Below are 26,715 nucleotides of genomic sequence, written 5' to 3'. Positions count from 1 at the left end.
ATGGCTCGGCGACTTCCCCCTCTTAATTCCCTCAAGGCTTTTGAAGCTGCGGCAAGGCACTTAAGCTTTACCAAGGCCGCAGAAGAGCTTTATGTTACTCAGGCCGCGGTGAGCCATCAGATCAAAACATTAGAAGAGCATCTTGGCTTAAAATTATTTTTACGTAAGAACCGCTCTTTATTGCTGACCGAGGAAGGTCAGGGTTATTTTCTCGATATCAAAGAGATCTTCACTCAGCTGGACGATGCTACTGAAAGGCGCCTGGCTCGCGGTGCCAAGGGCTCCTTAACCGTAAGTCTGACTCCAAGTTTCGCCATTCAATGGCTGGTTCCACGCTTAAGCCTGTTTAATGAGCAGCATCCGGATATCGATGTGCGAATTAAGGCGCAGGATCAGGACGACAACTCGCTACAAGATGATGTGGATGTAGCCATTTATTATGGTCGTGGCCACTGGAGTGGGGTGGAAACCCATAAGTTGCATACGGAATATCTGGTGCCCTTGTGTAGCCCCATGCTGCTCACCGGGCCCAAGCCCTTGAATGAGCCGCAGGATCTGCAAAATCACACCTTGTTACACGACACCACCCGACGTCCTTGGAAGGTGTGGATGAAGACCGCCGGGGTGCGTAATGTTCAGGTGAATCAGGGACCGATTTTTTCCCACTCTTCCATGGCCATGCAGGCCGCAACCCATGGTCAGGGGGTAGCTTTAGGGAACCTGGTATTGGCAAAACCTGAAATCGACGCCGGACGTTTGATCGTGCCCTTCAACCACAGCTTGGAAAGTAAAAATGCCTATTATCTGGTATTTCGTGAGTCACAATCCGAGCTGGGTAAAATAGTGTCCTTTAAAGAATGGATGTTAGGTCTGGTAGAAAAAGAGCAGGAGCAACTCTAAATGCAGTGGTTTAATGCAGAGCAGCCGATTGCTCAATTTATTTTTGCCCATGGCGCCGGCGCCGGTATGGACAGTGAGTTTATGCAAGAGCTGGCGCGCTTAATGGCAGCGCAGGGAATTAGCGTTGGCTTGTTTGATTTTCCCTATATGGAAAAAGCCAAGGCAGAGAACAAGCGTCGCCCACCGGATCGCGCCGACAAGCTGCTGGCCAGTTTTAATCAACAACTGACCCAGCGGCAAGATGCCTTGCCCTTGTTTATCGGTGGCAAATCCATGGGCGGGCGCATGGCCAGTATGCTGGTGGCGCAGCCCGAAGGAAGCAGTGCAGAGGTGCGTGGAGTATTAGCCTTTGGTTATCCGTTTCATCCTCCGGGGAAAAAAGACAAGCTCAGGGTTGCCCACTTTGATGATATCAAGGTGCCGTTTTGCGTTATTCAGGGCGAGCGGGATACCTTTGGCAAGCGCGATGAATTAAGTCAGCTTGCCGACACCCGTCCGGCACAAATCCATTGGTTGAGTGACGGCGACCATTCCCTGGTGCCGCGTAAAAGAAGCGGTTTTACCCAGCAGGGCAATTGGCAGCAGGCGGCGGATGTCGCCAGTGGACTTTATTAAGGAGCAGCTATGAGTCAGTTATTTTTGGTGCTAGGCGCGATTTTCGCAGGGCTCGGTGTTATACTCGGCGCCTTTGCCGCTCATGGCCTAAAAAGTCGGCTCTCGGAGTACGCTATCGGCGTCTTTCAAACCGGGGTTGAATACCAGATATATCATGCACTTGGGCTCATATTAATCGGCGTGCTGGGGAAACTCGGGATGCAATTTAATGTCAGCGGCTACTTTATGCTCGCCGGCATCCTATTATTTAGTGGCAGTCTGTACGCTTTGGCCCTAACCGGCATTAAGTGGTTTGGCCCCATTACTCCATTAGGTGGCCTGTGCTTTATTGTCGCCTGGGCGGCGATGGTTATTAAACTTTTACAAATGAAATAAGTCATTACCATGTCCTGTATCGTTATTTATTGTCGCGCTGGTTTCGAAAACGACGCTGCCGCAGAGATCACTCACCACGCCAGCAATCTAGGTGTGGGCGGTTATGTTAAGACGAAGCCGAATTCGGCCTTGGTGGCATATCACTGCTATAGCCAAGATGAAGCAGAATACCTGATCAAGAAGATCCCGTTTAAGGACATGATCTTTGCCCGCCAGTGGTTTATCGGCACGCAAGTAGCAAAAATGCCTATCGACGACCGCGTCGGCAGCATTTGTGAGGTTGCCAAGTCATTCCCTCTATGCGGTGAATTGCGCGTGGAAACCTGTGATACCAACGAAGGCAAAGAGCTTTCTAAGTTCTGTAAAAAGATCAGCAACCCTCTGGCCAAGGCATTAGAGAGTCAGGAAACCCTGCTGCGTCAACAGGTTAAAAACCGCCCGACCTTGCATGTGTTGTTTATCGCCAGCGATACCGCTTATGTGGGTTATTCGTTTAGCTTTAACAACTCACCCTTGTATATGGGTATCCCGCGCCTGCGTTATCCTAAGGATGCACCGAGCCGTTCAACCCTTAAGCTTGATGAAGCCTTTATGATGTTTGTGCCTGAAGATGAGCGCGAAGAGCGTGTGGCCTCGGGCATGAAGGCAGTGGATTTGGGTGCTTGCCCCGGCGGCTGGACCTATCAGTTGGTGCGCCGTGGCATGTTTGTGCAGGCCATAGACAATGGCCCCATGGATCAGGCCTTGATGGACAGTGGTCAGGTTAAGCACTATCGTGAAGACGGCTTTAAGTTCCGCCCTGAGCGTCGTAATATCAGCTGGTTGGTGTGCGACATGGTGGAAAAACCAAGCCGCGTGACCGAGCTAATGATTGATTGGGCTGTGAACGGTTTTGCGAAGGAGCTGATTTTCAACCTTAAGCTGCCAATGAAAAAGCGCTTTGATACTGTGTACGAGAATCTCCAGCGTATTCGCGATGAACTGCATGAGTATGGCGTAAAATACAACCTGCAGGCCAAGCACCTGTATCACGACCGTGAAGAGGTTACGGTGCATTTGCAAGTGCTGCGCGTACCGCAAAACGTATTTAGCTAAGATATATACCTATGATGCAAAAAAGCCAGAGATTAACTCTGGCTTTTTTTGTATTGCTTCACCAAGAGGCTGATTAGATAACTGGCCGCGGCTATGCCGAAAACGTCGGCAGTTAAATCCACCAGATCAAAGGTGCGACTGGCTACAAAGGTCTGGCTTATTTCCTCGCTTAGGGCAAAGAGAAAAACGATTAAGGCGCCCCAGTATAGTTTTACCCTGCCAAGGCGCCAGTAGGCGGCTTTTAAGGCCAGGCTCAATAATAAGGTGGCGGTGCCAAAGAGTACGAAGTGGCCCAGCTTATCGCCATAGGGCAGGGCTCTGACCAAGTCAAAAAAGATGCTTGGCTGGCCTGTATTAGCGAGATAGATGATCCAGCCCAAAAACGCAAAAAAGCCAAGCGCCAATAACATCAGCGTCCATTGCCAGGTGCCTTTCATATTATTGCCCGCGATAATTGTTACGGTAGTTTTCCACCCACAACTTGGTGGCGCCACACACGGCCACCGGCATGACTATCATGTTGAGAATGGGGATCATGGCACAGAGCATCACCCCGGCGCCAAAGCCGTAGGACAGTCCCCTATGTGCATTTAAATCGCGCTTCATATCACCAAAGCTCACCTTGTGGTTATCGAAGGCGTAATCCTTATATTGAATGGCGAACATCCAGCAGGTAAACAGCGCCCAGATGATCTGCCCAATTATCGGCAGAAACCACATCAGGATAAAAAAGCCGATGGCGCGGGGCAGGTAATAGCACAGCTTGGTCCATTCCCGGCCAAGCATACGCGGCACATCGCGCATGGTATCGAGCAGGCCGTCGTCGTTGACGCGCTGCCCGGTTAAATGTAATTCCACCTTCTCGGCGAGGATGCCGTTAAAGGGGGCGGCGATAAAGTTGGTGATCACCGTAAAGATCATCGAATAGCTAAATAGCACCACCAGAAGTGCTAAAGGCCACAACAGCCATTCTAGCCAGGACAACCATTCGGGCAGCTGGGCATTAATCCAGGCGAAGGCGTCGGTCAGCCAGCCATAAATAAAAAACAGGGATGTGCCGAAGATCACCAGGTTGATCATCAGGGGGATCAGTACAAAGCGTTTTAGGCCTTTTTCGGTGATCATTGGAAAACCACTAAAAAAGTATTCAAATCCGCGACCTAACTGCATGCTTTACCTCAAAGTGTTACAGGGTATGGTTTGCAGTATATCTAAGGCGCTGCGAATTTACAGCGCAAAGTGGTAAACAATTGTTGCAAAAACAGCGGGCTAGGGTTTTAAAAAACGGGCAAAAAAAAGCCCTGCTAGGCAGGGCGTTTATTGTCAACTTTAAACCATCTCCTAAGGAGGTGGTGATGGTTAGTTCTTATCTTCGAGCATGTCTGCTTCTTGCTGCTGACGTTCGCGGTATGCACCGCTTTGCTCTTCGATGAGCGTCGGTGTTTCCTGCTGAGCGCGTGACACCTGGTTCATCTTTAAGATGTTTTCGGCGTTTTGCAGATCCGAGGTATTGCTGAAGCCGGCAATGTTTTCACGTGCTTTTAAGAAGCTGTGGATTTCATCGACTATGGTATTGAGCTCTTGCTCATTCTTCTTCATCGCCATCACGTAACGCGGCATCTCAACATTATCGGCACCGCTGGTGGCGAAGGTGCTTGAGCTGATGCGCGAACTGATGATCCAAGGCGTGATTGACGACTTGATCACCACGTTTTCACTGCGCGTCGAGTCATGGATTGACATACCGGTAGAGATCTTCGACTCGGTGAAAGTACCTTCGGTTTTTAGATACAGTAGCAAAGAGCTAAATTGCATTTCCGCCCAGAACACATGGCTGAAGTTTTCCAACATACGGCCTATAGTGCTGAAAATTTGCCACATAAAGAAGGTACCAAGCACGGCCACGATCAGGCCAGAGAGCTCGCCTAACCAGTTTTGTAACAGCTCGATATTGCCACGGTTGGCGGCACGGGTGAACTCAGGTAACAGGCTGCTCTGCTGGCTGATAAAGTGATACAGGCCAATGGTTTCGCCAGCCAGTGAGAAGAACAACAAGGCACCGATCACCAGACACAGCTGAGCCGCTGTGGTGCTTACCAAACGGGTAATATTAAAGCCCTTGTGGCCAGGACGAGGATTAAACTCAGGCTGGGTTTCAATCAGCAATTCGCCGCGGAAATCACCCTTGCTGCTGCTTTGCTCATTCAAGACCGGATCGAAGTCGATATAGGTACGGTTCGGGATTTCTTTATAGCGGCGGTTGGCCAGAACTATGCTTTCGATATTGATGAAGATCTCGTTCGGATGCACTTCTTCTTGCAAGTTAGCACGGTATTCGCTGACCTCGGTGGCCACTTCGTTTTGTTTGCTACGGGCATTGATCAGGTAGAAGACTGCCGCGCAGCAAAGCGCACCTAGGAATAATAAGGTAAAGAGGCTAGGCCAGGCGGAGAACAGGCTTACCTTTTCTGTCAGCTGCGCCCATTGCTCCAATTCACCCTTATGTGGGGCGAAGAAATGATGATAGATAAGACCTATAACCACGGGGAAGATCACCGAAAAGGCGATGATTTTCGCAAGTGAGGCGGCGCCTACGTCTTTAAGGCGTTTTACTCGGTTCAGGCTTACCGCATTGGCAGCACTGCGCCAGCATAGCAGCAGGTAAACCAAAATCAGCGCTGAGAATACCGGGACGATAATATGACCCGCTTCACCGGCCAGGCCAGATGATGAGACAAAATAGGTCAGGCCGAAGGCAACAAAGGCCAAAATGGTTTGCAGAATAACACCGATGACTTCCTGTGCCACATTACGCATGGGGTAGGGCAAGAAGATTAATTTTGGTAATACCGAGTGAGCAAAACGACCTACCCAGCCCTTGGGCTCGGTGAAGGTGGCGTTTTTGCGCCCCATCAACATGGATTCCAAGGTTTTCGCCGTATAGGCTAGGGAACCTTTCTTTTGCTCCAGCGCCGCATTTTCCTGCTCGCTCTTGCTTAGGTTGAGTGCTAATGAGCTGGGTACCGAGCGGCCAACGAAGAATTTAAACAGTTGGAAAAGGCCGCTACCACAGCGTTTTAAACCTAAGATCATAAGCACTAAGCCTACTGCTGCGTAGGCCCAGGCAGAGATCATATCGGTTTGCGTTAAAGAGGTGACTTTAAAAAGGCTAAATAAACCAATCAGGGTGATAATGGCACCACCTGCGGTGCGTATCGTTCCTTCAATTTTAAATGGGTTAGAAATACCTAGCCCTTTCGAGCCAAAATCATAAGCCATGATGATTCCTTGGAGTTAATAGAATTCTTTAGTCCGTTTTATGCGCGTTTTCTATGCGCTCGGAAATTGCTGGGTGTGATGAGAGATAATCCCACAAAGTGCCTTGCTCTTTTTCATCCATCCCGTGCGCCTGAGCCAGGGCCTGCATGGCCTCGGCAAAAGCCGAGCGATGATAGCCTAATTGGCTAAGCTGCTCTAGTGCAAAGGTATCGGCCTGACGTTCCATATCGCGAGAAAACTGCTGTTGGATCAAGGCCGAACCCGTACCCATGATGATCTCAGCAAAGCCTTCCAGGTCGCCAAACATCAGCGCCAAAGTGACCGAAGAGCCGGCGGATTGGGCCGCCAAAGTCAGGCCATGCTGATATTGAACATGGCCAATTTCGTGCAGTAATACCGCAAGCAGGGCGGTGTCGTTATCTTTGAGGATAAGCGCGAGTTCGTCGGTTAAGACCACCTGGCCGTCGGGCAGGGCAAAGGCATTGGCGCCTATCTCAGGGGCACTGTAGAAGTGCAAAACCAAATGCTCGGGAGCCTGGTCCATTTTCGCAATATGGCTTTGCCACAAGGTGCGAATATGGGTTTGCTGTGCCTCGTCCAGATTAGTGGGTTCCAGATACACGTATTCCAGTGCTGCCAGGGTTTGCTCTGATGCAGCATGAACCACAGAGTCTGGTAATGAGCGAGCGACCACAGCGGCGCTGGCAGGAATGAACTTAAAGAACAACAGCCAGGCGAGCACAGCGCTGGCTATTACACAGCCAAGCACAGCCGTTTTATGTTTTTCGATGCGCTCCAGCAGGCGATCCCAAGCGGACTCCGAAGGCCAGCGATGGCTGGCGCTATGGGGTACAAAACGACTGCCGTCAATAAACACCAGCTCTACCGGCAGGCCGCTGAGCTGCTGGCCTTGACGGTATTGGTCAAATTGCACCAACAACTCATCGCCACTGTAAATGCGCACTTGCTCGCAACTGCTATCTTGCGTCAGCCACAGGGTTACTTCCGTGCTGTGGCTTTGATTGTTCAGGTAATAAAACCCGGTGACTTGCATGCGTTAGCCCAAAGACAGATCGATATCGAACATGTCAGCGGCTTCTTCGCCAAACGCCGATTGCTGCTCACCCAGTTGATCGTGCAGGGTTTGCGGGTCGCACAGGAAGGTCACTTCGGTGGCGTTACTAAGCATGCGGGCGCTGCGCACCTTGGCCCAGGGGTAAGCCAAACCTAGGCTAAAGACGATGGCCAGGGTATTGGTAAATACCAGCAGGGTGTAGTCGATCATCTTTAAATCCGACTTAAAATCGGCAATGCCCTGCAGTTCGCTGCTGTTAAGCAGGTGATTGCGAATATGAGTCTGATAAATGCCCGTGGCTACCGCAAAGGCAACAAAGTAAACAATCATCATCATCACCATGATGCTTACACCGGCAATAGCACCGGCTTGGTCGTTCATCATTTCCGGGTCTTGGATCATGGCCTCCAGGCCAAAACCGAAGGCACCAGCCAGGGCTAGCATGATCACCGCGACAATGCCGGCGGCAACATAGGCCATCAGCGCCGCTAAATAATACTCACCGCCCTTGGTATTGACACTAATGGGGGTATCGGAAAACTCAATATGGCTGTGTAAATACTGGTCCATGCGTTTAAACACGTACGGAAGCAATAAATAAAGGGTGAATACGCTGGCCACTGGCAGCAATAAGAACACCACAAAGGCCTCGCCATAACTGCCCTTAAAGTTAAAGCGCACATTGCGATAACGGCTCATACGCATGTTAAAGCGCATGCCCTGATTGATGATCCAGGGCGTTAAAAACAGCAGAATAAAAATCGCCAGTATGCCCAGCACAGGCACAAACTGGGTGCAGAACATATAAATAACAAAAAAGATAAAGGCAAGAATGCGGCCTTTTAGTATCTGAATCGGCGTTGCCAAATAATCAAATCTATGGCCATCGAGTTGTGTATGGCCGTAGAAATAACGATAGGTGCGTACCTTGGCCCAGGCGGAATAAATTCCCAGGGTTAGCAAGGTCAAAACTATGTTAACGATCCAAATTGAGAAAAACTCTTTCCCTGAGCCACTAAACTCGACGCGACGGCTATAAGGTTGAAACTGAGGCGTCGTGTTAGTTGCGCTATCTGTTTGTGATAAATCCATTTTTTAGTCTTTTTGGCGGTTAAAACGCAGCTCATTAATTTAGCGTTAAGTTTCGAATAATGCAACAGATGCAAGGGCTTAACCTGCTTTTACTCTCTGCAATGGGGCAAAGCATGTGTATAATAGGTCGGTCCTCCTTAGTTATTAGCCAAGGCCATGCCCTATGCTTTCAAAAAATCAGCAAAAGCACCTGCGTCAATTAGGTCAAAAGAAATACCGTAAACAGCAGCAAGCATTTTTAGTTCAAGGCACTAAAAATGTGCTTGAGCTATTGCAAAGCGAGCATGGCATCACCGAACTATTTGCCAGCGATGAGTTCTGCGCGGCCCATAAACAACTGATTGAAAGCCGTTTAAGTGGTAAGGATGTGCATCACAGCGATGAAGCGGCCTTATCTAAGGTCAGCACCCTGGTTACTAATAACGATGCCATTGCCGTGGCCCCCATGGCTCAGGTGGAAATCGAGCATACTCCTTGGCAAATAGCCCTAGACGGCGTCAGCGATCCGGGCAATCTCGGCACCATCATTCGTTTGGCGGACTGGTACGGTTTTAAACAGGTCTTGTTGTCGGCCAATTGCGCCGATCCTTATAACCCCAAGGTGATCAGTGCCACCATGGGCTCCTTTACCCGGGTGTCATGCCATCAAGTCGATTTGCCCGCCTACCTGGAAAGCTGTGATAAGCCGGTTTACGGCGCTTTCTTAGGTGGACAAAACCTGCATCACACCGACTTTGGCGGGCAAGGCATCTTGGTGATGGGCAGTGAATCTCACGGTATCAGTGATGCGGTGGCGGAGCATGTCAGCGAGCGTATCACTATTGCCGGCTATGGTGGCGCCGAATCCTTAAATGTGGCTATTGCCAGTGGCATTATTTTAGATAATATAAAGCGTTGTCACGGTTAAGTGCCTAGCGCTAAGGCAGATGTTGCAACCAATAATAACTAGAATAACAACTAGAATAATGAGGCGTAATGCGCTTAAGCAGCATAAAACTGGCGGGTTTTAAGTCCTTCGTTGATGCCACCAAGATCCCATTTCCCGACCCCATGACCTGTGTGGTGGGGCCAAATGGCTGTGGCAAATCTAACGTTATTGATGCGGTACGCTGGGTGCTCGGTGAAAGCTCGGCCAAAAACCTCCGTGGCGATGCTATGACGGACGTTATTTTTAATGGTGCAGCAACCCGTAAACCTGTTTCCCAAGCCTCGGTGGAGCTGGTGTTTGATAACACCCTCGGGCGCTTACCCGGCACACTGGCGGCGCGAAATCAGGTGGCTATTAAGCGCGTGGTGACCCGCGACGGCCAGTCCCTTTATTACCTCAATGGCAGTAAGTGCCGCAAACGCGATATTACCGATATCTTCTTAGGCACCGGCCTTGGGCCGCGTAGCTATGCCATTATCGAACAGGGCATGATCTCCCGGCTGATCGAAAGTAAGCCACTGGAACTCAGGGTCTTTATCGAAGAAGCCGCCGGCGTGTCCAAATACAAGGAGCGTCGCCGCGAGACACAAACTCGTATTCGCAACACCAAGGAAAATCTTGAGCGTCTGCTTGATGTACGCGCCGAGCTGCAAAGTCAGCTCGATAAGCTAGAGCATCAGGCCCAGCAAGCCAGCAGTTATCGTGAACTCAAAGCCCAGCAGCGCCGCTATAAGGGCGAGCTGGCGGTACTTAAATGGCAAAAACTGCACCAACAACAACTGCAACAGTCCGAACAACTCGCCGAGCTAAAAGAGCAACTGGCATTTTTTAAGGATGCTCATCGCGGTGAGCAGGACGTGCTGAGCGCCTATCAACAGCAGTTGGATGATACCAGCGCGGCGCTAAACCATAACCAGCAGCAAATATTTCAAACCGACAATCAGTTGGCGCGTTTGGAGCAGCAACAAATTCATGCCAAGCAACGGGCCCACCAGTTGCAAACCAGCATAGCGCAAAACCAGCAACAACAGGCGCAGCTCCTTGAGGCCCAGTGCCAGCAAAATGAGTTTGTGGCCCAGCATCAGGAGCGATGTGAGCAGCAGCAGCTGCTAAGTGAACAGTTACAAGAAGCCATGCTCGAATGCCAGGCGGTGCGTGATGAGGCTGATGAAGCGTTTGCACAGTTGCAAGAGCAACAGCATCAACAGCGCGAGCTTTTATTTCAAAGTCAGCAACAGTTGCAGCAATGCCGCCACGAGCACCAAGGCGCTGCCGTCAAGCTGCAGGCCTTGCAGCAGCAGGCACAAGACAATGGTGCGGCCCTGAGCAGGCATCAGGATACCTCTCTTTCCCAGCAAGTTAACGACAGCGAGCAGCAAAGCAAGGCGTTGACCGAGCGCCTGGCCAAGGCAAAAAGTGCGCAGCTAAAACTTGAGCAGGCCATACACGCCAATGATGAAGAGTTGAGTCACGCCAGCGAGGAGCATCAAGGCATACTGCGACGAATGCAGGAGCTGGGCGCCAAACGTGATGCCATTGCCTCCCTGTTACAGGATGAAGAGGCTGAGCAGGGCAAGGGCGTTTTATTCCAGCTTGAGGTGCAAAAGGGTTATGAGCAGATAATAGAAGCCGCCTTGATGCAACTGCGCCATTTGCAGGTGATGGCTGATAAAAGTGGCAGCTGGTTAACGCCGCAAAACGATAAAGCGCCCCATCGCTCGGTCGCCCAGTTTATTCAGTCCGGCCACTACCCGGATCTGTTGCATCGCATCGCCTTTGACGCCAAGGGCGATATCCGGGTGTTGGACGACCCAAGCTGGTTGGCAGTGGTTGATGAAAACGCCCATCTGCATGGTCGCCACTGGTATTTGCAGGCTAACAGCGAGCAAGTCGGAGTGCTTGCCCAGCGCCAGCAGCTCAATGAATTAGAGACTGCCTTAGAGCAGCGCCGGGATAAATTACCGGCCATAGAAAAAGAGTTGCAGCAGCTCAACGGCGAGCGGGAAACGCTTAAAGTATCGCTGGAACAGACCAAGCAAGAAGTTCACGAGCATTCTAAATCTTACGCCAGTATGCAAACCCGCCAGGAGCTCCTTAAAGAGCAGGCCCAGGTATGGCAACAGGAACTTGAGCGTTTGCAATCTCAAGAGCAAATCCTGAGCGAGCAAATTGAAACGGCACAATTGACGCTTGAACAACAGCAGGCGCGTATTGAGCAAGCTGAGGAAAGCTTAGAACAGGCCGAGCACAATTCACTCCAAGAGCGCCGCCAGTTTGAGCAAGCTCAGCAGGCATTGAAGCAGGCTCAGTTGCGTGTTCAAGAGCTGCAAGCTCAGGTGAACGAGGCACAAATTAGCACAGAGCGACTGCAAAGTGAGCTGATGTTAAGTCGCAGCAAGCTGCAAAATATTGAACGCTCGCTGCAGCAATCCCGTGAGCAATTAGCCGAGGCTGAAGCCGAGCAGCAGGAAGTGGCCGAACCCATCGCCCTGCAGGAAGAGCAAATCGCTCACTTGCTGGAGCAAAAAGAGCAGCTGAGTGAGGAGCAATTGGCCCTACAACAGCGTCTTGAGCAGGCGCAAAGCGAATTGCAGAGAAATAAAGATAAGCTGGCACAGGGCGAGCAGCAAAGGGAGCAATTGCAAGAGCAGATCCAGCAGGCTCTGTTGGCAGAGCAAACCCTGACCTTAAAGGCACAACAGGCCTTGGCTCCCCTAGAAGAGCTCAATACCAGCTTAAAAGCCGTGCTGGAAACCTTGCCACAAGATGCGCAAGCCGGACGCTGGCAGGCGCAGCTCACGACCCTGGATAAGCAAATCAGCGATTTGGGCGCAGTGAACCTGGCGGCCATCGATGAGTTTGCCAGTGCCAAGGAGCGCAAGCAGTATTTGGATGAGCAATTAGAAGATCTCACCAAGGCGATGGACACGCTGGAAGCGGCCATAGCCAAAATCGACCGCCAGACCAAGGCCCAGTTTAAGGCCACCTTTGAGCAGATCAATATGGACTTGCAAGAGCTGTTTCCCAAGGTCTTTGGTGGCGGCTCGGCCTACTTGGAATTGACCAGCGATGACCTGCTTGAAAGTGGGGTAGCGATTATGGCCAGACCGCCCGGTAAGAAAAATTCCACAATCCATTTGTTAAGTGGTGGAGAAAAAGCGCTGACCGCATTATCATTGGTGTTTTCGATATTCAGGCTCAATCCAGCACCATTTTGTATGCTTGACGAGGTTGATGCGCCGTTAGATGATGCCAATGTCGGTCGTTTTTGCCGTTTGGTTGAAGAAATGTCGCAAACCGTGCAATTTGTGTACATAAGCCATAATAAAATAGCCATGGAAATGGCAGGGCGCCTGACCGGCGTCACTATGGCGGAACCTGGAGTGTCACGTATGGTGGCAGTGGATATTGAGCAAGCAATGGAAATGGCTCAAGCCAGTTAATTGAACAAACTAAGAATAAAGGTGAGGGGATGGCCGAAGATCTCAGATGGGTATTAATTCTAATCAGTGCGGTAGTTATTGGCGGTTTGCTGATTCACGGCCTATGGTCGGTGCGTAAACGCGCGCAGTCGGTTGATAGCAGCGCGGCGACAAAAGCCAAGCCAGCCTCTGAGCAAAAAGCAGCCAGTGAGCCTGCGGCTACAGTAGCGTCAACGTCAAAGACCGAGGCTGCATCGCGAGACCAGGAGAGAGGATTAGGTCAAACCGAAGAGCCCGCTATGACCCCAGAGGTGGCCTCAGAGGTGCGTGAAGAGCCTAGTTTTAATGCCCTGGACGATGAGCCCAAAATGGGCGACTTTAGCATCGAGGCCGAAGAGCAGGCGCAAACGGACGCTGCAGCCGAGCCTTCGTCAGATCCTTCAGCGAAGCCCCAGCCAAATGCCGAAGTACAGCCAGAAGATTTTGTAATTATCCATGTGCATATGCCTGAGGGCCTGCAAATGCATGGCGCCAAGTTATTGCCCTTAGTACTTACACTGGGCTTCAAATATTCCGACGATGGCTTTTTCCATCGCCACGAGCAAAGCAGCGGCCAGGGCCCGGTACTTTTCCGCATGGTGAACATGTACAACCCGGGTACCTTTGATATCGACAATATGGAGCAATTCAGCACCGCAGGTATCAGTTTGTTTATGACCTTGCCAAACGAAGGCGAGGCCATGACCACCTTTAATATGCTGCACAGTGCCGCGAAAAAGCTGGCCGAAGAATTCGGTGCCGAGCTGTTGGATCATAAACGTCAACCGCTGAGTGTAAACGGCATACGCGAGTACGTGGAAAAAGTCCGCGAGTACGCTTAATCCTGAGGTGTCGGCCTTGCTTTGCCAAGGCTAAACACGCAGGGAAACACATTGACACTAAGCCACCTCCCGGTGGCTTTTTTATCGAGGTAGATATGAGTCTCACCCCCGAGCAACAGATTGCCGAGCTTCGCTCCAAGCTGGAGGAGCACAATTATAATTATTATGTGTTGGACAACCCCAGCATTCCCGACTCTGAATATGACCGCCTGATGCGCCAGTTGCAGGCTTTGGAAGCCGAGCACCCGCATTTACAAAGCCCTGACTCGCCAAGCCAGAAAGTGGGCGGCGCGGCGCTGAGCAAATTCTCTCAGGTGACCCACCAGGTGCCCATGTTGTCTCTGGACAACGCTTTTGATGAAGACGAGTTTAATGCCTTTAATAAGCGTATTAACGACCGTCTGGCCGCAAGCACCCAGCCGATGTTTTGTTGTGAGCCCAAGCTCGATGGTCTGGCCGTATCTATCTTGTATCGTGACGGCGTACTGGTACAGGCGGCGACCCGCGGCGATGGTCAGGTAGGTGAAAACATTACCGAAAACGTTAAAACCATTCGCAATATTCCCCTGAAGCTGCGCGGTGACTTCCCCGAAGAGTTAGAAGTGCGCGGCGAAGTATTTATGGACTTGGCCGGTTTCCATCGTCTTAACGAGGAAGCCAAGGCAAACGAGGGCAAGGTGTTTGCCAACCCGCGCAATGCCGCCGCCGGCAGTTTGCGTCAGCTTGACTCTAAGATCACCGCCAAACGCCCACTGATGTTTTACGCCTATTCCATGGGCCAGGTAACCGGCGCCGAATTGGCGGGGGGTCACTTCGAGCAGTTGCACCAGTTGAAAGACTGGGGCTTGCCCCTTTGCCCGGAGACCAAGTTGGTCAATGGCGCCGATGAGGCCATCGCCTATTACCAGGATATTCTTACGCGTCGCGGCGAGTTGAAATATGAAATCGATGGCGTGGTGATCAAGGTTAATGATAAAGACGCCCAAGAGCAGCTGGGCTTTGTTGCCCGCGCGCCGCGTTGGGCCATTGCCTTTAAGTTCCCAGCGCAAGAAGAGATCACTCAGTTGCAGGATGTGGAATTCCAGGTCGGCCGTACCGGGGCTATTACCCCAGTGGCACGCCTGGCGCCTGTGTACGTAGGTGGGGTGACGGTTTCCAATGCCACCTTGCACAATGGCGATGAAATTGCCCGTCTCGGGGTGAAAATTGGCGATACCGTAGTGGTGCGCCGCGCCGGTGATGTGATCCCGCAGATCACTCAGGTGGTGCTGGAGCAGCGCCCGGCAGATGCAAAAGATATCCTTTTCCCAAGCGAGTGCCCCGTGTGCCATTCCCATGTAGAGCGTATCGAAGGGGAGGCGGTGGCCCGTTGTAGCGGCGGTCTGGTGTGTGCGGCGCAGCGTAAAGAAGCGATTAAACATTTCGCCTCGCGCAAGGCCATGGATATCGATGGTCTGGGGGATAAAATCGTCGAGCAGCTGGTTGAGCGTGAGCTGATCCATACTCCGGCCGAGTTATTCCAGTTGCGTCAGGGTCATTTTGAAAGCCTGGAGCGTATGGGGCCTAAGTCGGCAGCCAACCTGGTAAATGCCCTGGAGGCGGCCAAGACCACAACCCTGGCCAAGTTTATCTATTCTCTGGGCATTCGCGAGGTAGGTGAGGCGACGGCGCAAAACCTGGCCAATCATTACCTGAGCCTGGATGCCATTATGCAGGCGAGTATAGAGCAGCTTCAGGAAGTCAGTGATGTGGGTGAGATAGTTGCCAAGCATATTCACAGCTTCTTTAGCGAGGAGTCGAATCAAGGGGTGGTTCAGGCTCTGCTTGATGAAGGCGTAAACTGGCCAGCGCTGGAAGTTAAAAATGAAAGTGAGCAACCACTTACGGGCTTGACCTATGTGCTTACCGGTACTTTGCATACGCTGAACCGCAACGATGCCAAGGCGCGATTACAGGCTCTAGGAGCTAAGGTGGCGGGCAGTGTGTCGGCAAAAACCCATGCCCTGGTGGCCGGAGAAAAGGCCGGCTCTAAGCTCACCAAGGCGCAGGAGCTGGGTATTGAGGTACTCAGTGAAGACGACTTAATGGCCTTGTTTGCCGAGCACGGTGCCTAGGCCATGAATGACTTTATCGCCTGGCTGGAGTCGGGCTTAGCGCGTTTTGGCCAGTGGCTGTCACCTTATCTAGGCGATATTGCCTTGGTGTTTGTGGTCTGTATTATCGGTCTGTATGCCGGGGATGTGATCAAAAGCGTTAAAAAGCTGGTGGCCGGTAAGCACTTTTTACTGCGCACCTTAGCCTTTGTGCTGGTGAGTGCCTTTGGTTTAGGAGTTTTAACCCTGTGGGTGAGCCCCTTTATGGCCAAGGCCCTGATGTTTTTCGGCAGCACCTATTTGCCGCTGACCGTATTCGCCGCCTTTATCCTGGTGGGGGTTTTAGCGGACAGGAAGTCTCAGCTGTGAAACATTATGGTCCTGAATATTGGGATAAGCATGGCGCCTATCGTACCCCGATAGGCTTTACCCTGGCGCTTATCATCTTGCTGCGCCCTTATCTTATCTGGGCCTTTGCCGCTATATCGCGACGCCCTGAGCTTGATTTGGTGGCCCTGGTGTATCGGCAAAAGCAGGATTTTTTTGTCGCCTTGGCCATAGCTGCTATCGCCATTTTGCCAGCCACCGTGTACTCCTTGCGTCGTCCCGGTAGCAGTTTGAGGTTAAAATCCCTGTGGCGGCATATGCGCTGGCCATTAGTGCTCTGCGCCATGCTGGATTTGGCCTGGCTTATTTTACAGGCCTCACAACAGTACTATAGATTTTCCTTGTATATTGCCGTGCAAGCGGTGGCGGTGGCCTGGATCCTGCTGTATTTAATGCGCAGCCGCTATTTGCGGGTGTTTTTTGCCGATTGGCCGGATGAGCTGGAGAGCAAGAAAAGCGATGCAAAAGGTAAGGACAACTAGGGTGTTCAGCGCGAGTTCGCTACGCACCGTAGATAAAACCCTGGCCAAGTTCACCCTGGTGGCTTTGCCATTTGTGGCTATTTTGCTGTTATTGGCTGCGCCTTGGCCACTTGTACGCCTGACCTTGATGCTGGCCTATTCTGTCGCGCTGGCATCCTGCCTGTATCGCCTGACGCCCTGGTTTATCGCCCGCAATCCTCTGAGCCGTTTTGTGCAACGCGAGCAGGGGCACTTAAAGGTTTGTTCACTGGCGGGCTTTTTTGACTTCCATGGTCCTTGGCAATACCTGCCCATAGACAGGATTTCGTCGGTACAAGTGTGGCAGCATGGCATTGAGATTACAGCCGAGGAGACGGAATATCGCCTTAGCGTTGTTGGCACCACAGATAGCCTACATGCCTATATGAGCTCGGTGCTTGCTGATGCTATTGCCGCTGACAAGGTAAAGCTAGAATATGGAGAATGTGCATAGGCACTAAGTGAATAGGGAGAGTATTCACCTAATGCCCGCACATAAATAGAGAGCGTCTAAGGCGCTGCTTGGTACCAGAAGCTGCCACCGGCAATCTGACTTTCGATAAAACCGAATTGATACAGTTCTATACGGGCTTCCTCAGGGCTTACCTGCAACACTTCACAGGCTTCACGTAGCGTCCAGCTTGGGTAGGCGGTCAGTTTTTGCTGCACCGTTAAATGGCGGCGTTTCGGCTGCGCCGCTCCCATAAGCACCAGGGCTCGCTCTAGATTTTGATACGGCTGTGAGCCGGCCAGTCTAAAGGCGTTATCACCGTTAAAAATAAGGGATGGGAAGCCACGGGCACCCAGCTGCATCATTTCCTGTTGCTCGGCATTAAATATCGCCAGCACCTGTTCAGAATGTAGCAAGGCGGCAAATGCTTGTGCATCCATGCCCATCAAGGTAACCAGTTCTAAAAGTGCTTCATCCTTGGCCATATTCTCGGCGTAGAGAAAGATACGTTCACGCATTAGGCGCACAAAGGCCGATTCCAGATTGGGGGCCAATAAACGCACGGCAATAGCCGCTCGACAGAGAATATAAGAGTTGCTTATTGGATCCTTGGCCCACATCGATGGGTCTATGGGCTGCTGATAGTGCTGGGCTACCTGTTGCCAATGGCCGATTACATCCGTGGGCTTGGCGATACCATTACCTGGATCGCCAAAGTTTTCCCAGCCCGGCAACAGGCCACCGTGAATATAGCGCTCGTTAACCTGGTAGTTTAACTTGAGGCGGCGCCAAACCGGCTCTAAGGCCCAGCAGTGAGAACAAATAGGGTCGGTGACGAAGACAAGATGCACTTGCTCCGTCTGCGTCGCCTTGGTCTCTATGTCCTTTTTGCTGTCATAATTCGGCATTACACAGCCAATATCTGCATCACATTCCATTATTTTTCATTCCTTAATGCATTAATCCCTGCCTCGATACGATCCAAGCCCTGATCTAAGATGTCCATGCTGGTGGCAAAGCAAATACGTATATGACCTTTTGCTCCGGGGCCAAAGAAGCGTTCATTGCCAGGCACCACGGCAACCTTGTAATTGCGCAGGTGCTCGACTAGCTCTTCCGCTTCCAGGCCGGTTGCGGAAATATCGGCAAATAATAAATAGGTGGCTTCTGGGGCCTGACAGCTCACACCTTCTATGGCATTTAATCTTTGCACCGCGTGGTCGCGAAGAGCCGTTAGGTGCTCAATAAAGGCATCCACCCAATACCAACAGCTTGTCAGTGCCGTGGTAGCGGCCACTTGCGAAATGGTTGATACTCCGCCGGCGGTAGTCATCACATAGGCGGCGTCGACAATTTTTTGATGTACTTCGGCGCTTGGTGAAATTACGGCACCAACACGCAGACCGGCTAGACCAAAGGCTTTAGAGAAACCATAGACGGTGATCACGCGCTCACACAGCTCAGGAGCCAGGTGATGGAAGCTGGTAAACTGTTTTTCCGGGTAGATGATATCCGACCAAATCTCATCGTTCATGATCCACAGCATGTGCTGGTTGGCAAACTCGGCTATGGTCTTTAGATCTTCCAAAGGAATAATTTTGCCTAGCGGGTTATGTGGGTTACACACACCGATAAGACGGGTTTTCTCGCTCACAAGCTCTGGTAGCAATTCAAGTTTAAAACGACCTGTGTCTTTATCGTATGGACAACGGATCACCTTACCACCGGCAGCCAGCACTGACTGTTCGAAGAGGAAGTCAACCGGGTCAAAAATAATGGCTTCATCACCTGGTTCCAGACAAAAACGCGCTGTTGCATACATGCCACTGGCGGCGCTGTCTATGGGCAAGATCAATTCCGGGTTAAGGCGGTAGTCTTTGCGCATTGCTAGGGCATTGGCTAATTCGTTTTTAAATTCGGGCAACCCCAGGTGCGGTCCATAAGAGAACACACCGCTTTGAGCGTAATCGGCAATTGCCTGGCGAATTTCCTTTGCTACCGCAAAGTCCGGATCGGCGGCGGTTAGGGGAATGATATCGGCATCGGTTTCCGCCCAGCGAAAGTTGTAAGCCCGAGTTCGCAAGGTCTCCAAGGGCACCTGGTCATGTGCAAATAATGAGGTGGTCATCAATTTAACTCCAATTTAAAAAGCGAATGGGATTTTTTGTTCGTGATGATGCGGCGCTAAAAACTCCTGCTGCAAGGCTAGCCCCTGGTTCAGATAGTTGGCAACAACGCTTTTGCGCATCACGGAGAAGTGCTCCAGTGCGGTGACATCAAAACCAGCGACGCTTGACTCAAAAATCTTTGCCAGTTCGATGGCATCTTCAATGGCTGAGTTTACGCCTTGGCTGGTAAAGGGCAGCAGGGCATGGGCGGCATCACCTAGCAGCACCACATTGTGTTTGTGGAAGCGCTCCAGCGGCAGCAGGTAACAGGTATTCCAAATATGGGATTGGGAAAAGTCGGTTAATTTAATCAGCGCCTTTATCGGGTCAGGCCACTGGCCCACTAGGCGTTCGGCGAAGTGCTGCTTCCCGCTATCACTGACGTCAAGAATATCGAAACGTTCGCAGTCGTACTGTACAAACCAAACCACGCTTTGCTCGTCGGCGGGAACCATACCAACCGCCAGACCACCGTCCAGGTGTTTGTACTTAACGAACTTATTTTCGAGTAGTTGAACCAGCTCTGGGCTATTGACGATGGAAACCAGCTCTTTCACCTTGATGTCGGAGCGTTTTGCTTCTGGGAAGATCTGAGCGCGCACCGCAGAGCGGCCGCCATCACAGCCGAGGAAGTAATCGGCCGCAATTTTCTCACCATTGGTAAAACAAGCCAGCTTGGCGCTGCCGTCTTGATGCCATTCAAAATGCGAAAACTGATGATCGAAATGCAGCCATTCCGCTGGGATTTCATTTAGCAGTACGTCCAAAAACGCCTTGCGGGTTACCCCGTAGCTTCCTTTTAAGGTTTCTTCGATCAGCAGATTGCCTTCATCATCGACGATATTACATAACTCAACCGGATAACCCACCTTGGCGGCTTGTTCATCCAAACCTAGTTGGGCCATGGCCTTAACGCCATTTTCAAGCATGATAAAACCTAAACCTTCGCGTCCTGAAAGCGGGCTGCGTTCGTAAATATCGACCCGTCCTCCGAGTTTTTTGTAGTAAATAGCGAAAGCCAAACCGGCAATTCCACCGCCGATAATTGCAATATTAGGTTTCATATTCCCTCCGATAAACACGAGTTACACTTGCGCTTGTTTGTAGCAATTTTGTTATCGGGGGGATGCTATCCTTTATCCTTAGGTAAATTAATGCTTAAATGCGCATAATGATTCTGCAAAAATGCATAGCGAACAGGCATTTAAGCAAAGGTAAACTTCTAATTCGGAAAGCATTGGATTTTTTAGCGTGAAAGAGTTTAATTGGGACGATGTAAAAGTCGCATATCGTGTTGCCGCTACCGGCTCTTTGGCGAAAGCCGCGGAATTCGAAGGCATTAATTACACCACGGTATTGCGAAAAATTAACCGGCTGGAAAAAGACCTAGGCTGTAAATTGTTTTTTCGCAATCAGCGTGGTTATCAAATTACCGAGGCAGGCACCCGATTATTGGAAACCTTTCCCGAAATTGAGAGCCGCTTCAACCAGTTGCCATCGCAACTTTTCGCTACCTCTGATCAGGTTAAAGGTACGCTAAAGATTACTACCTTGCCGGAATATTCTTCATTCTTGCATCCGATATTGGTGCAGGCGCAAGAGCAGTACCGTGAACTCAAAATTCTTGTCGATGTCAGCGATGATATAGTGCCGTTGGCAGAGGGCAGGGCGCATGTGTCTATTCGCGCCGGAGCCATGCCGACACAGGCCGATCTTGTGGCCTTAAAGGTCAGCGACCTGAATTTCTCTTATTATTACTCCGAGCACTATTTTCAGCTGCACAATGCACCGAGCTGCGAAAGTGAATTTAGCCAACATCATTGGGTGATGCCTGGCGGGCGTAAGAGAAATTTAGCCTTTGTTAAACAGGTGTTGGAAGCAATTGACGAGAACAATATTTGTTACCAGAGCAATAATCTGTTGGATATTCAGTTTGCGGTAGAAAATGGCCTGGGGATTGGCCCCATAGATGACAGCAAGGCCAGACAATGCCCCCATCTAAGGCGTCTTGATTGTATCGAACCACATAACGATAGCAGCCTGTGGTTTGTGTATCATAAGGACCTGCGCGAAGATAATCGCATTCAGGCGCTTATTCGTTTGGGTAAGGCTTATATCCGCTAATCTCAGTTTTAACCCGTAGCCGGGGTCTAAGTATTAAGCCCGTTTAGGCTCTAAGGGCTAGACCCGAGCCGCGCAGGTGTGTCAAAGTGCCTTGCCGACTAGCCAAATTTTGGAGTGACTATGCTGAACTGGCAAAATATTCTTATGATGAGCGCGAAGGGCAACCCCGAGCCTCCTTATCGCGTGGAAAAAACCGAGCAGCAGTGGCGTGAACAACTAAGCGAAGAAGCGTTTTACGTGACCCGTAAAAAAGGCACAGAACGTCCTTTTAGCAGTGAGTCCTGCACCTTGTTTGAGCCTGGGCGCTATCACTGCGTGTGTTGCGATAACCTTTTGTTTGATGCGTCCGAGAAGTTTGACAGCGGCAGCGGCTGGCCCTCGTTCACCCAACCTGCAAGTGCCAATGCTATCGCTTATATTGCTGATGGCAGTCATGGCATGCAGCGCATAGAAACCATCTGTAATGTCTGCGATGCCCATTTGGGACATGTCTTTCCCGATGGTCCGCCGCCATCGCATCTGCGGTATTGTATTAATGCCGTCGCCCTAGTGAAGGGCGAAGATTAGCAAAGCAAAGGGCCCTGTTGGGCCCTTGGTGTTATTTCTGTAAGGCTATCCAGGCATCGACATCCTGCTCGACGGTAGCCATAGGACGGGCGCCAGAGAGTAAGATAACATCATGGAAGGCCTTGATATCAAACTTGTCACCAAGCGCTTTCTGTGCGCGCTCGCGAAGCTCAACCAGTTTTAGCATACCCAGTTTATAACCCAGAGCTTGGCCCGGCCAGGCAATATAGCGGTCAATGGCAGGCACCACATCACTCATGGGGCTGCCGGTGGCCGCAGCAAAGTAATCTATGGCTTGCTGACGAGTCCATTTCTTATAATGCAAACCTGTATCTACCACCAAGCGCGCGGCGCGATAAACTTCCGCCTGCAAACGACCAAGATCGCCGAAAGGATCGTTCTCATACATGCCCATTTCATAAGCAACCAGCTCGGAATACAGAGCCCAGCCTTCAACATAGGCATTGAAAGAGGCGTTTTGGCGCATTAGGCCTATGTCTTGCTGCAACATATTTAAAGCGATTTGGAAGTGATGCCCAGGCACGGCTTCATGGTAGGTCAGGGTCTTCATGCCAAAGCTGGGTACCGCAGCCATATCTTTAAGATTGATATAGAAGACTCCAGGGCGTGAGCCATCGAGCGACGGACCATTGTAGTAACCACCGGCCGAGCCCGCTTCCACAGCCACTGGAATACGACGCACCTCGACCTTTTGCGGCGGCAGGGTTGAGAAGTAGTCCGGTGCTTTTTGATTTATGGTGACGATTTCTTCGCGCAGGAAGGCCAATAGCTCGGCGCGACCTGCATCACTGTCTGCATATAAAAAGCGCGGCTCAGCGTTAAGCTGCTGCATGCGCTCGTTGACGCTGCCTTCGCTATAGCCATTTGCCTTTAAAATCTCGTCCATACGCTCGCTAATGCGTTTAACTTCATCCAAGCCCAGCTGGTGGATTTGTTCGGCACTGAGGTCGGAGTCGCCCAAATAAGTGATTTCATGTTGGTAGAAGGCCTCACCATTGGGTTGCGCCCAGATACCTACCTGCTCAGGTGCTTGCTCTTGTAGGCGCTGCATGTCTTTGTAGATGCTTGCAAAAGCGGGGTAAATTTTGCTGCGAACTATTTCCTCGGCTTGTTGCACATACTCAGTAACCTGTTGTTTGCTTAGACCTTCAAGCTGATCCAACTTGGTTTTCATTGAACTGACCAAGGAATGCTTGCCCGGCGCTTCTGAGGTGAAGTTTTCCAAGTAACCCAAAGTGTTGGGGAATAAAGCCTTAGGTAAAATGACACCCAGCTTGGCATCGGCATTGACCTTTTCTTGCACTTGCTTCACCACGTCACTAAAGGCATTAAGGCGGGCTAGGTAGTCTTTGGCGTCTTGCTCTGAGTCTATCTCATGCTGGTCTTTTAACAGATTTGGTAGGTCGATTAAGGGCCCGGAAAGCTGATTGACCACATAGGGGAGGTGACCACCCCAGGTGTCGATATAACCAGCGGCAAAATCGGCATCGCCAGCATAGTAGTTGGCGATCACCTGATTGACCTTAAGGTGTAAGGCATCTTTTGGTGCCAATGCCGAGTGTTGCAAATCAGCCAACTGCTCAGCGGCATTGCGCATATCTTGTTGCAGGCGTTGCATACCGGCCACTGAATAATCCGGTAACTTGCTGGCGTAAGGACCATATTGCTCGCTCGGCAATTTTAAGGATGTCGCCAGCGCGCTCTGGTGGTCGATAAAGCGCTGAGTATAGGCATCTACTACCTTGGCTATTTGCTGCGAGCTTGGTGCCACAGAGACTGCCTGTGTTTGTTTTTCTTGTTGTGGGGCAGGGGCGTCTTGGCAACCGGCCAAAGCCAGTGATACACCAAGAGCCAGGGCTGTTAGTTTATTCATTTTGGGTTCGTTTGTTATTGATTTAAGGCATCAATATACAGGCTTTGACGCACATTGCCAGCGGCTGTACTGAGGTAGCTCTGTGCCTGTTTATATCTGTTGAACTTAATTTCTAACTGGCTAAGCAGATCCCAGGTAAGCGAGCAGGTTTCATCGAGAAAAGTATCTTGAAGTAGATTGTTGGTTGTACTGGCTTGAACTAGTGAACTTCGACTTGCTGAGCGTAAGAGCGCGATGCTAGAGCATCAGGAAAGATAGTTTTGAAGTAGATTGTTGGTTGTACTGGCTTGAACCAGTGAACTTCGACTTGCTGAGCGTAAGAGCGCAATGCTAGAGCATCAGGAAAGATAGTTTTGAAGTAGATTGTTGGTTGCACGGGCTTGAACTAGTGAACTTCGACTTGCTGAGCGTAAGAGCGCGATGCTAGAGCATCAGGAAAGATAGTTTTTAAGTAGATGGTGGGTTGTACTGGACTTGAACCAGTGAACTTCGACTTGCTGAGCGTAAGAGCGCAATGCTAGAGCATCAGGAAAGATTGTTTTGAAGTAGATGGTGGGTTGTACTGGACTTGAACCAGTGACCCTCGCCTTGTAAGGGCGATGCTCTCCCAACTGAGCTAACAACCCGCATTAGGATTACGTTTTAGTAGATGGTGGGTTGTACTGGACTTGAACCAGTGACCCTCGCCTTGTAAGGGCGATGCTCTCCCAACTGAGCTAACAACCCAAAACGTAATTTTTTGCGATTTCTATATGGTGGGTTGTACTGGACTTGAACCAGTGACCCTCGCCTTGTAAGGGCGATGCTCTCCCAACTGAGCTAACAACCCATATAGAAATATCAGATGTGTCACTTTAAAATGATGCTTAGTTATACTGGACTTAACCAATAAACCTCGCCTTGCTAAGGATAATAGTGCGATGCTGAGCATCGTATTTTCCTTAACTCCATCAAGATGATGGTGGGTTGTACTGGACTTGAACCAGTGACCCTCGCCTTGTAAGGGCGATGCTCTCCCAACTGAGCTAACAACCCGGGTCTTATTAAATTCTATATGGTGGGTTGTACTGGATTTAACCAATAAACCTTGCCTTGCTAAGGATAATAGTGCGATTCCAGCATCGACTTTCCTTAACGCCATCTAAATGATGGTGGGTTGTACTGGACTTGAACCAGTGACCCTCGCCTTGTAAGGGCGATGCTCTCCCAACTGAGCTAACAACCCATATAGAATTTTCAGATGTGTCACTTTAAAGTGGTGGGTTGTACTGGACTTGAACCAGTGACCCTCGCCTTGTAAGGGCGATGCTCTCCCAACTGAGCTAACAACCCACATCTGGTAACAACATTGCTTGCTAAACGAATTAGCCGCGTTGTTGTGGGGCGCTATTATAGATAGAGAGAAAAGACTGTCAACACTTGAATGATACATTTTGTTTTAGGTGAGGCATTTATAGCCAATGCGTGGGCTATTTAATCAATTTTACCCTTATAAATGGACCGTCGGTGCGCGGTTGAACATTAGTTGTGCGCTCAGCGCCTGGTATTCGGCTTTGCATCTAATGACAATGCTCGTATTCCGTATACACAAGATGAAGAATTATCTATGAACTACAGTGCGTTTATTTCTCACGGCGGTGGACCGCTTCCACTTTTGGGTCATGAAAGTCATAAGGAGATGGTTGAAACCTTAGAGGAGTTTGCGTCCTTAATTCCCAAACCTGCTGCAATTGTTGTGATCAGTGCCCATTGGGATACGACGGAGATAAAAGTGAACACCCAGGCTCAGCCCCCCTTATTGTAATGACTATTATGGATTCCCAGAACAGGCCTACAATATTAAATATCCCGTTTCGGGCGCTCCTCAGTTGGCAAAAGAGTTGCTGTCAGGTTTGCAAGGGCTAGGAGTGCCAGTAATAGAGGAAACCGAGCGAGGTCTAGATCATGGTGTTTTTGTGCCCTTGGCCATAATGTACCCAGAGGCGGATATTCCTTGTGTGCAAATCTCTCTGCAGCGCGATTATAACCCCGAGCTCCACCTACAAATGGGTGAGCGTATAGCAAAGACGATTACACACTTGGATAATGTCCTTGTTTTAGGCTCCGGATTTTCCTTTCATAATATGGCAGCATTTCGATTGGCCGATAATAAGGAAGCTATTAAGAGCAACCTTGAGTTCGAGAATTGGCTGGAGCAGGTTTTAAATACGCCATTATCTAAGCAGGAGAGGGCGCAACGCCTGATTAATTGGCAAAGTGTTCCTGGGGCACGAGATTGTCACCCCAGCGAAGAGCATTTAATGCCCTTGCATGTGGCCTATGGCGCTGCTCAATCTGTGCCTATAGCCTTTAAACAAGTTTCTGTGCTGCAAAAGAAGGCTACGTTTGCGCTCTGGGCTATGGCCTAAATAGGGCTTTTTGATTAATAAAAAACCACAAATACCAGTATCTTGCACAAGCTTTATGCGCTTTGTTTAAAATTGCCGCGGTCGATAAAAAGTTACCTAAAAAATGTTGACTTTGTTTTGGTGGCTGCATAGAATGCGCCCCGCACTAAGCGAGATGGCAGCGTCAAATTTGCCCTTTTTGCACTCAGGTTTGGGGCTATAGCTCAGCTGGGAGAGCGCTTGCATGGCATGCAAGAGGTCGGCGGTTCGATCCCGCCTAGCTCCACCAAAATCTGCAGTGTACACGCTGCCCGCGCGTCGGGCTAGACTTCGAATGTCTAAGTGTTTAACTCGTATGGTAAGAGTCTAAATAACCAGTCCTAGTGACACATTTTGTGTCCCCTTCGTCTAGAGGCCTAGGACACCGCCCTTTCACGGCGGTAACAGGGGTTCGAATCCCCTAGGGGACGCCACTTTACTCG

At 50.5% G+C, this 26,715-nt stretch carries 24 protein-coding genes and 8 tRNA genes; 17 read left to right on the top strand and 15 right to left on the bottom strand.

Annotated features, from left to right (window positions below; translation table 11 throughout):
• The 4 genes from C2M34_RS08000 to rlmM are packed head-to-tail and all read left to right on the top strand — an operon-like array spanning nucleotide 1 to nucleotide 2,985.
• Nucleotides 1-900: a transcriptional regulator GcvA gene (locus C2M34_RS08000; protein ID WP_105258500.1), complete on the top strand. Its 900-nt coding sequence runs from the start codon at nucleotides 1-3 to the stop codon at nucleotides 898-900.
• Nucleotides 901-1,515 (top strand): alpha/beta family hydrolase, encoded by a 615-nt coding sequence (locus C2M34_RS07995; RefSeq protein WP_105258499.1) that lies wholly within the window; start codon nucleotides 901-903, stop codon nucleotides 1,513-1,515. It abuts the gene before it with no gap.
• Nucleotides 1,516-1,524: 9 nt separating this feature from the next.
• On the top strand, nucleotides 1,525-1,890 hold the full coding sequence (locus C2M34_RS07990) for a DUF423 domain-containing protein (protein WP_105200644.1): 366 nt from the start codon (nucleotides 1,525-1,527) through the stop codon (nucleotides 1,888-1,890).
• 9 nt (nucleotides 1,891-1,899) lie between these two features.
• The gene (gene rlmM / locus C2M34_RS07985; protein ID WP_105200643.1) at nucleotides 1,900-2,985 is read left to right on the top strand and encodes a 23S rRNA (cytidine(2498)-2'-O)-methyltransferase RlmM; all 1,086 of its coding nucleotides are present in this window, start codon (nucleotides 1,900-1,902) and stop codon (nucleotides 2,983-2,985) included.
• 32 nt (nucleotides 2,986-3,017) lie between these two features.
• On the opposite strand, the gene C2M34_RS07980 is transcribed toward rlmM, so the two are convergent.
• The 5 genes from C2M34_RS07980 to C2M34_RS07960 all read right to left on the bottom strand — a co-directional run bounded on the left by C2M34_RS07980 (nucleotide 3,018) and on the right by C2M34_RS07960 (nucleotide 8,431).
• Entirely contained in the window at nucleotides 3,018-3,422 is a 405-nt protein-coding gene (locus C2M34_RS07980) for a VanZ family protein (protein WP_105258498.1), read from the bottom strand.
• A gap of 1 nt (nucleotide 3,423) precedes the next feature.
• Nucleotides 3,424-4,155, bottom strand: coding sequence for a sulfate transporter CysZ (gene cysZ / locus C2M34_RS07975; RefSeq protein ID WP_105213636.1), 732 nt, complete (start codon nucleotides 4,153-4,155; stop codon nucleotides 3,424-3,426).
• Between the two features lie 189 nt (nucleotides 4,156-4,344).
• A complete protein-coding gene (locus C2M34_RS07970; protein ID WP_105258497.1) occupies nucleotides 4,345-6,264 on the bottom strand; it encodes a hypothetical protein in 1,920 nt (639 codons plus the stop codon).
• Between the two features lie 28 nt (nucleotides 6,265-6,292).
• The gene (locus C2M34_RS07965; RefSeq protein ID WP_105258496.1) at nucleotides 6,293-7,318 is read right to left on the bottom strand and encodes a M48 family metallopeptidase; all 1,026 of its coding nucleotides are present in this window, start codon (nucleotides 7,316-7,318) and stop codon (nucleotides 6,293-6,295) included.
• A 3-nt stretch (nucleotides 7,319-7,321) separates the two neighbouring features.
• Nucleotides 7,322-8,431, bottom strand: a complete 1,110-nt coding sequence (locus tag C2M34_RS07960; RefSeq protein WP_105258495.1) for a YjgN family protein — start codon at nucleotides 8,429-8,431, stop codon at nucleotides 7,322-7,324.
• Nucleotides 8,432-8,594: 163 nt separating this feature from the next.
• Between C2M34_RS07960 and C2M34_RS07955 the strand changes: the two genes are divergently transcribed.
• The 7 genes from C2M34_RS07955 to C2M34_RS07925 all read left to right on the top strand — a co-directional run bounded on the left by C2M34_RS07955 (nucleotide 8,595) and on the right by C2M34_RS07925 (nucleotide 17,096).
• Complete coding sequence (locus tag C2M34_RS07955) at nucleotides 8,595-9,338, top strand: TrmH family RNA methyltransferase (protein WP_105213632.1); 744 nt, start codon at nucleotides 8,595-8,597, stop codon at nucleotides 9,336-9,338.
• Between the two features lie 68 nt (nucleotides 9,339-9,406).
• Nucleotides 9,407-12,802: a chromosome segregation SMC family protein gene (locus C2M34_RS07950; RefSeq protein WP_105258494.1), complete on the top strand. Its 3,396-nt coding sequence runs from the start codon at nucleotides 9,407-9,409 to the stop codon at nucleotides 12,800-12,802.
• A 29-nt stretch (nucleotides 12,803-12,831) separates the two neighbouring features.
• Nucleotides 12,832-13,662 carry a cell division protein ZipA gene (zipA, locus tag C2M34_RS07945; protein WP_105200637.1) on the top strand — a complete coding sequence of 277 codons (831 nt, stop codon included), beginning with the start codon at nucleotides 12,832-12,834 and terminating at the stop codon, nucleotides 13,660-13,662.
• 95 nt (nucleotides 13,663-13,757) lie between these two features.
• The gene (gene ligA / locus C2M34_RS07940) at nucleotides 13,758-15,776 is read left to right on the top strand and encodes an NAD-dependent DNA ligase LigA (RefSeq protein WP_105258493.1); all 2,019 of its coding nucleotides are present in this window, start codon (nucleotides 13,758-13,760) and stop codon (nucleotides 15,774-15,776) included.
• A gap of 3 nt (nucleotides 15,777-15,779) precedes the next feature.
• Nucleotides 15,780-16,124: a DUF3392 family protein gene (locus tag C2M34_RS07935; RefSeq protein WP_105213628.1), complete on the top strand. Its 345-nt coding sequence runs from the start codon at nucleotides 15,780-15,782 to the stop codon at nucleotides 16,122-16,124.
• Complete coding sequence (locus C2M34_RS07930; RefSeq protein ID WP_105258492.1) at nucleotides 16,121-16,624, top strand: DUF2919 domain-containing protein; 504 nt, start codon at nucleotides 16,121-16,123, stop codon at nucleotides 16,622-16,624. Before C2M34_RS07935 ends, C2M34_RS07930 begins: the two co-directional genes overlap by 4 nt.
• 1 nt (nucleotide 16,625) lies before the next feature.
• On the top strand, nucleotides 16,626-17,096 hold the full coding sequence (locus C2M34_RS07925; RefSeq protein WP_105258491.1) for a hypothetical protein: 471 nt from the start codon (nucleotides 16,626-16,628) through the stop codon (nucleotides 17,094-17,096).
• A 56-nt stretch (nucleotides 17,097-17,152) separates the two neighbouring features.
• Here the strand turns inward: C2M34_RS07925 and C2M34_RS07920 are convergent, their stop codons facing one another.
• The 3 genes from C2M34_RS07920 to C2M34_RS07910 are packed head-to-tail and all read right to left on the bottom strand — an operon-like array spanning nucleotide 17,153 to nucleotide 20,325.
• On the bottom strand, nucleotides 17,153-18,031 hold the full coding sequence (locus C2M34_RS07920) for a DsbA family protein (RefSeq protein ID WP_105258490.1): 879 nt from the start codon (nucleotides 18,029-18,031) through the stop codon (nucleotides 17,153-17,155).
• Nucleotides 18,031-19,221, bottom strand: a complete 1,191-nt coding sequence (locus C2M34_RS07915; RefSeq protein ID WP_105213624.1) for a pyridoxal phosphate-dependent aminotransferase — start codon at nucleotides 19,219-19,221, stop codon at nucleotides 18,031-18,033. Before C2M34_RS07915 ends, C2M34_RS07920 begins: the two co-directional genes overlap by 1 nt.
• Before the next feature lie 15 nt (nucleotides 19,222-19,236).
• On the bottom strand, nucleotides 19,237-20,325 hold the full coding sequence (locus tag C2M34_RS07910) for an FAD-dependent oxidoreductase (protein WP_105258489.1): 1,089 nt from the start codon (nucleotides 20,323-20,325) through the stop codon (nucleotides 19,237-19,239).
• 187 nt (nucleotides 20,326-20,512) lie between these two features.
• Between C2M34_RS07910 and C2M34_RS07905 the strand changes: the two genes are divergently transcribed.
• Together C2M34_RS07905 and msrB are read left to right on the top strand one after the other, a co-directional pair.
• Entirely contained in the window at nucleotides 20,513-21,385 is an 873-nt protein-coding gene (locus C2M34_RS07905; protein WP_105258488.1) for a LysR family transcriptional regulator, read from the top strand.
• Nucleotides 21,386-21,505: 120 nt separating this feature from the next.
• Nucleotides 21,506-21,952 (top strand): peptide-methionine (R)-S-oxide reductase MsrB, encoded by a 447-nt coding sequence (gene msrB / locus C2M34_RS07900; protein ID WP_105200628.1) that lies wholly within the window; start codon nucleotides 21,506-21,508, stop codon nucleotides 21,950-21,952.
• Nucleotides 21,953-21,983: 31 nt separating this feature from the next.
• Here the strand turns inward: msrB and C2M34_RS07895 are convergent, their stop codons facing one another.
• The 7 genes from C2M34_RS07895 to C2M34_RS07865 all read right to left on the bottom strand — a co-directional run bounded on the left by C2M34_RS07895 (nucleotide 21,984) and on the right by C2M34_RS07865 (nucleotide 25,178).
• Nucleotides 21,984-23,846: a DUF885 domain-containing protein gene (locus tag C2M34_RS07895; RefSeq protein ID WP_105258487.1), complete on the bottom strand. Its 1,863-nt coding sequence runs from the start codon at nucleotides 23,844-23,846 to the stop codon at nucleotides 21,984-21,986.
• Between the two features lie 550 nt (nucleotides 23,847-24,396).
• Nucleotides 24,397-24,472: transfer RNA gene (locus tag C2M34_RS07890), tRNA-Val, on the bottom strand.
• Between the two features lie 24 nt (nucleotides 24,473-24,496).
• Nucleotides 24,497-24,572: transfer RNA gene (locus C2M34_RS07885), tRNA-Val, on the bottom strand.
• Nucleotides 24,573-24,599: 27 nt separating this feature from the next.
• Nucleotides 24,600-24,675, bottom strand: a tRNA-Val gene (locus tag C2M34_RS07880).
• 130 nt (nucleotides 24,676-24,805) lie between these two features.
• A tRNA-Val gene (locus C2M34_RS07875) sits at nucleotides 24,806-24,881 on the bottom strand.
• Nucleotides 24,882-24,995: 114 nt separating this feature from the next.
• Nucleotides 24,996-25,071 (bottom strand) — tRNA-Val (locus C2M34_RS07870).
• A gap of 31 nt (nucleotides 25,072-25,102) precedes the next feature.
• Nucleotides 25,103-25,178 (bottom strand) — tRNA-Val (locus tag C2M34_RS07865).
• A gap of 274 nt (nucleotides 25,179-25,452) precedes the next feature.
• Between C2M34_RS07865 and C2M34_RS07860 the strand changes: the two genes are divergently transcribed.
• The 4 genes from C2M34_RS07860 to C2M34_RS07845 all read left to right on the top strand — a co-directional run bounded on the left by C2M34_RS07860 (nucleotide 25,453) and on the right by C2M34_RS07845 (nucleotide 26,706).
• Nucleotides 25,453-25,650, top strand: coding sequence for a hypothetical protein (locus C2M34_RS07860; RefSeq protein WP_105258486.1), 198 nt, complete (start codon nucleotides 25,453-25,455; stop codon nucleotides 25,648-25,650).
• A 34-nt stretch (nucleotides 25,651-25,684) separates the two neighbouring features.
• Nucleotides 25,685-26,254 (top strand): DODA-type extradiol aromatic ring-opening family dioxygenase, encoded by a 570-nt coding sequence (locus tag C2M34_RS07855; RefSeq protein WP_105258485.1) that lies wholly within the window; start codon nucleotides 25,685-25,687, stop codon nucleotides 26,252-26,254.
• Between the two features lie 192 nt (nucleotides 26,255-26,446).
• A tRNA-Ala gene (locus tag C2M34_RS07850) sits at nucleotides 26,447-26,522 on the top strand.
• A 108-nt stretch (nucleotides 26,523-26,630) separates the two neighbouring features.
• Nucleotides 26,631-26,706: transfer RNA gene (locus C2M34_RS07845), tRNA-Glu, on the top strand.
• The last annotated feature ends 9 nt before the right edge of the window (nucleotides 26,707-26,715 follow it).

Origin of the sequence: Pseudoalteromonas sp. T1lg88, assembly GCF_002964765.1 — a bacterium.
GTDB lineage: Bacteria > Pseudomonadota > Gammaproteobacteria > Enterobacterales > Alteromonadaceae > Pseudoalteromonas.
The sequence above is the reverse complement of the archived record's forward strand: the minus strand, read 5'-3'. Positions and strand labels throughout refer to the sequence as shown.

Coding starts and splice junctions, on each gene's coding strand:
- C2M34_RS08000 (WP_105258500.1), top strand. CDS start 1: ATGGCTCGGCGACTTCCCCCTCTTAATTCCCTCAAGGCTTTTGAAGCT.
- C2M34_RS07995 (WP_105258499.1), top strand. CDS start 901: ATGCAGTGGTTTAATGCAGAGCAGCCGATTGCTCAATTTATTTTTGCC.
- C2M34_RS07990 (WP_105200644.1), top strand. CDS start 1,525: ATGAGTCAGTTATTTTTGGTGCTAGGCGCGATTTTCGCAGGGCTCGGT.
- rlmM (WP_105200643.1), top strand. CDS start 1,900: ATGTCCTGTATCGTTATTTATTGTCGCGCTGGTTTCGAAAACGACGCT.
- C2M34_RS07980 (WP_105258498.1), bottom strand. CDS start 3,422: ATGAAAGGCACCTGGCAATGGACGCTGATGTTATTGGCGCTTGGCTTT.
- cysZ (WP_105213636.1), bottom strand. CDS start 4,155: ATGCAGTTAGGTCGCGGATTTGAATACTTTTTTAGTGGTTTTCCAATG.
- C2M34_RS07970 (WP_105258497.1), bottom strand. CDS start 6,264: ATGGCTTATGATTTTGGCTCGAAAGGGCTAGGTATTTCTAACCCATTT.
- C2M34_RS07965 (WP_105258496.1), bottom strand. CDS start 7,318: ATGCAAGTCACCGGGTTTTATTACCTGAACAATCAAAGCCACAGCACG.
- C2M34_RS07960 (WP_105258495.1), bottom strand. CDS start 8,431: ATGGATTTATCACAAACAGATAGCGCAACTAACACGACGCCTCAGTTT.
- C2M34_RS07955 (WP_105213632.1), top strand. CDS start 8,595: ATGCTTTCAAAAAATCAGCAAAAGCACCTGCGTCAATTAGGTCAAAAG.
- C2M34_RS07950 (WP_105258494.1), top strand. CDS start 9,407: ATGCGCTTAAGCAGCATAAAACTGGCGGGTTTTAAGTCCTTCGTTGAT.
- zipA (WP_105200637.1), top strand. CDS start 12,832: ATGGCCGAAGATCTCAGATGGGTATTAATTCTAATCAGTGCGGTAGTT.
- ligA (WP_105258493.1), top strand. CDS start 13,758: ATGAGTCTCACCCCCGAGCAACAGATTGCCGAGCTTCGCTCCAAGCTG.
- C2M34_RS07935 (WP_105213628.1), top strand. CDS start 15,780: ATGAATGACTTTATCGCCTGGCTGGAGTCGGGCTTAGCGCGTTTTGGC.
- C2M34_RS07920 (WP_105258490.1), bottom strand. CDS start 18,031: ATGGAATGTGATGCAGATATTGGCTGTGTAATGCCGAATTATGACAGC.
- C2M34_RS07915 (WP_105213624.1), bottom strand. CDS start 19,221: ATGACCACCTCATTATTTGCACATGACCAGGTGCCCTTGGAGACCTTG.
- C2M34_RS07910 (WP_105258489.1), bottom strand. CDS start 20,325: ATGAAACCTAATATTGCAATTATCGGCGGTGGAATTGCCGGTTTGGCT.
- msrB (WP_105200628.1), top strand. CDS start 21,506: ATGCTGAACTGGCAAAATATTCTTATGATGAGCGCGAAGGGCAACCCC.
- C2M34_RS07895 (WP_105258487.1), bottom strand. CDS start 23,846: ATGAATAAACTAACAGCCCTGGCTCTTGGTGTATCACTGGCTTTGGCC.
- C2M34_RS07860 (WP_105258486.1), top strand. CDS start 25,453: ATGAACTACAGTGCGTTTATTTCTCACGGCGGTGGACCGCTTCCACTT.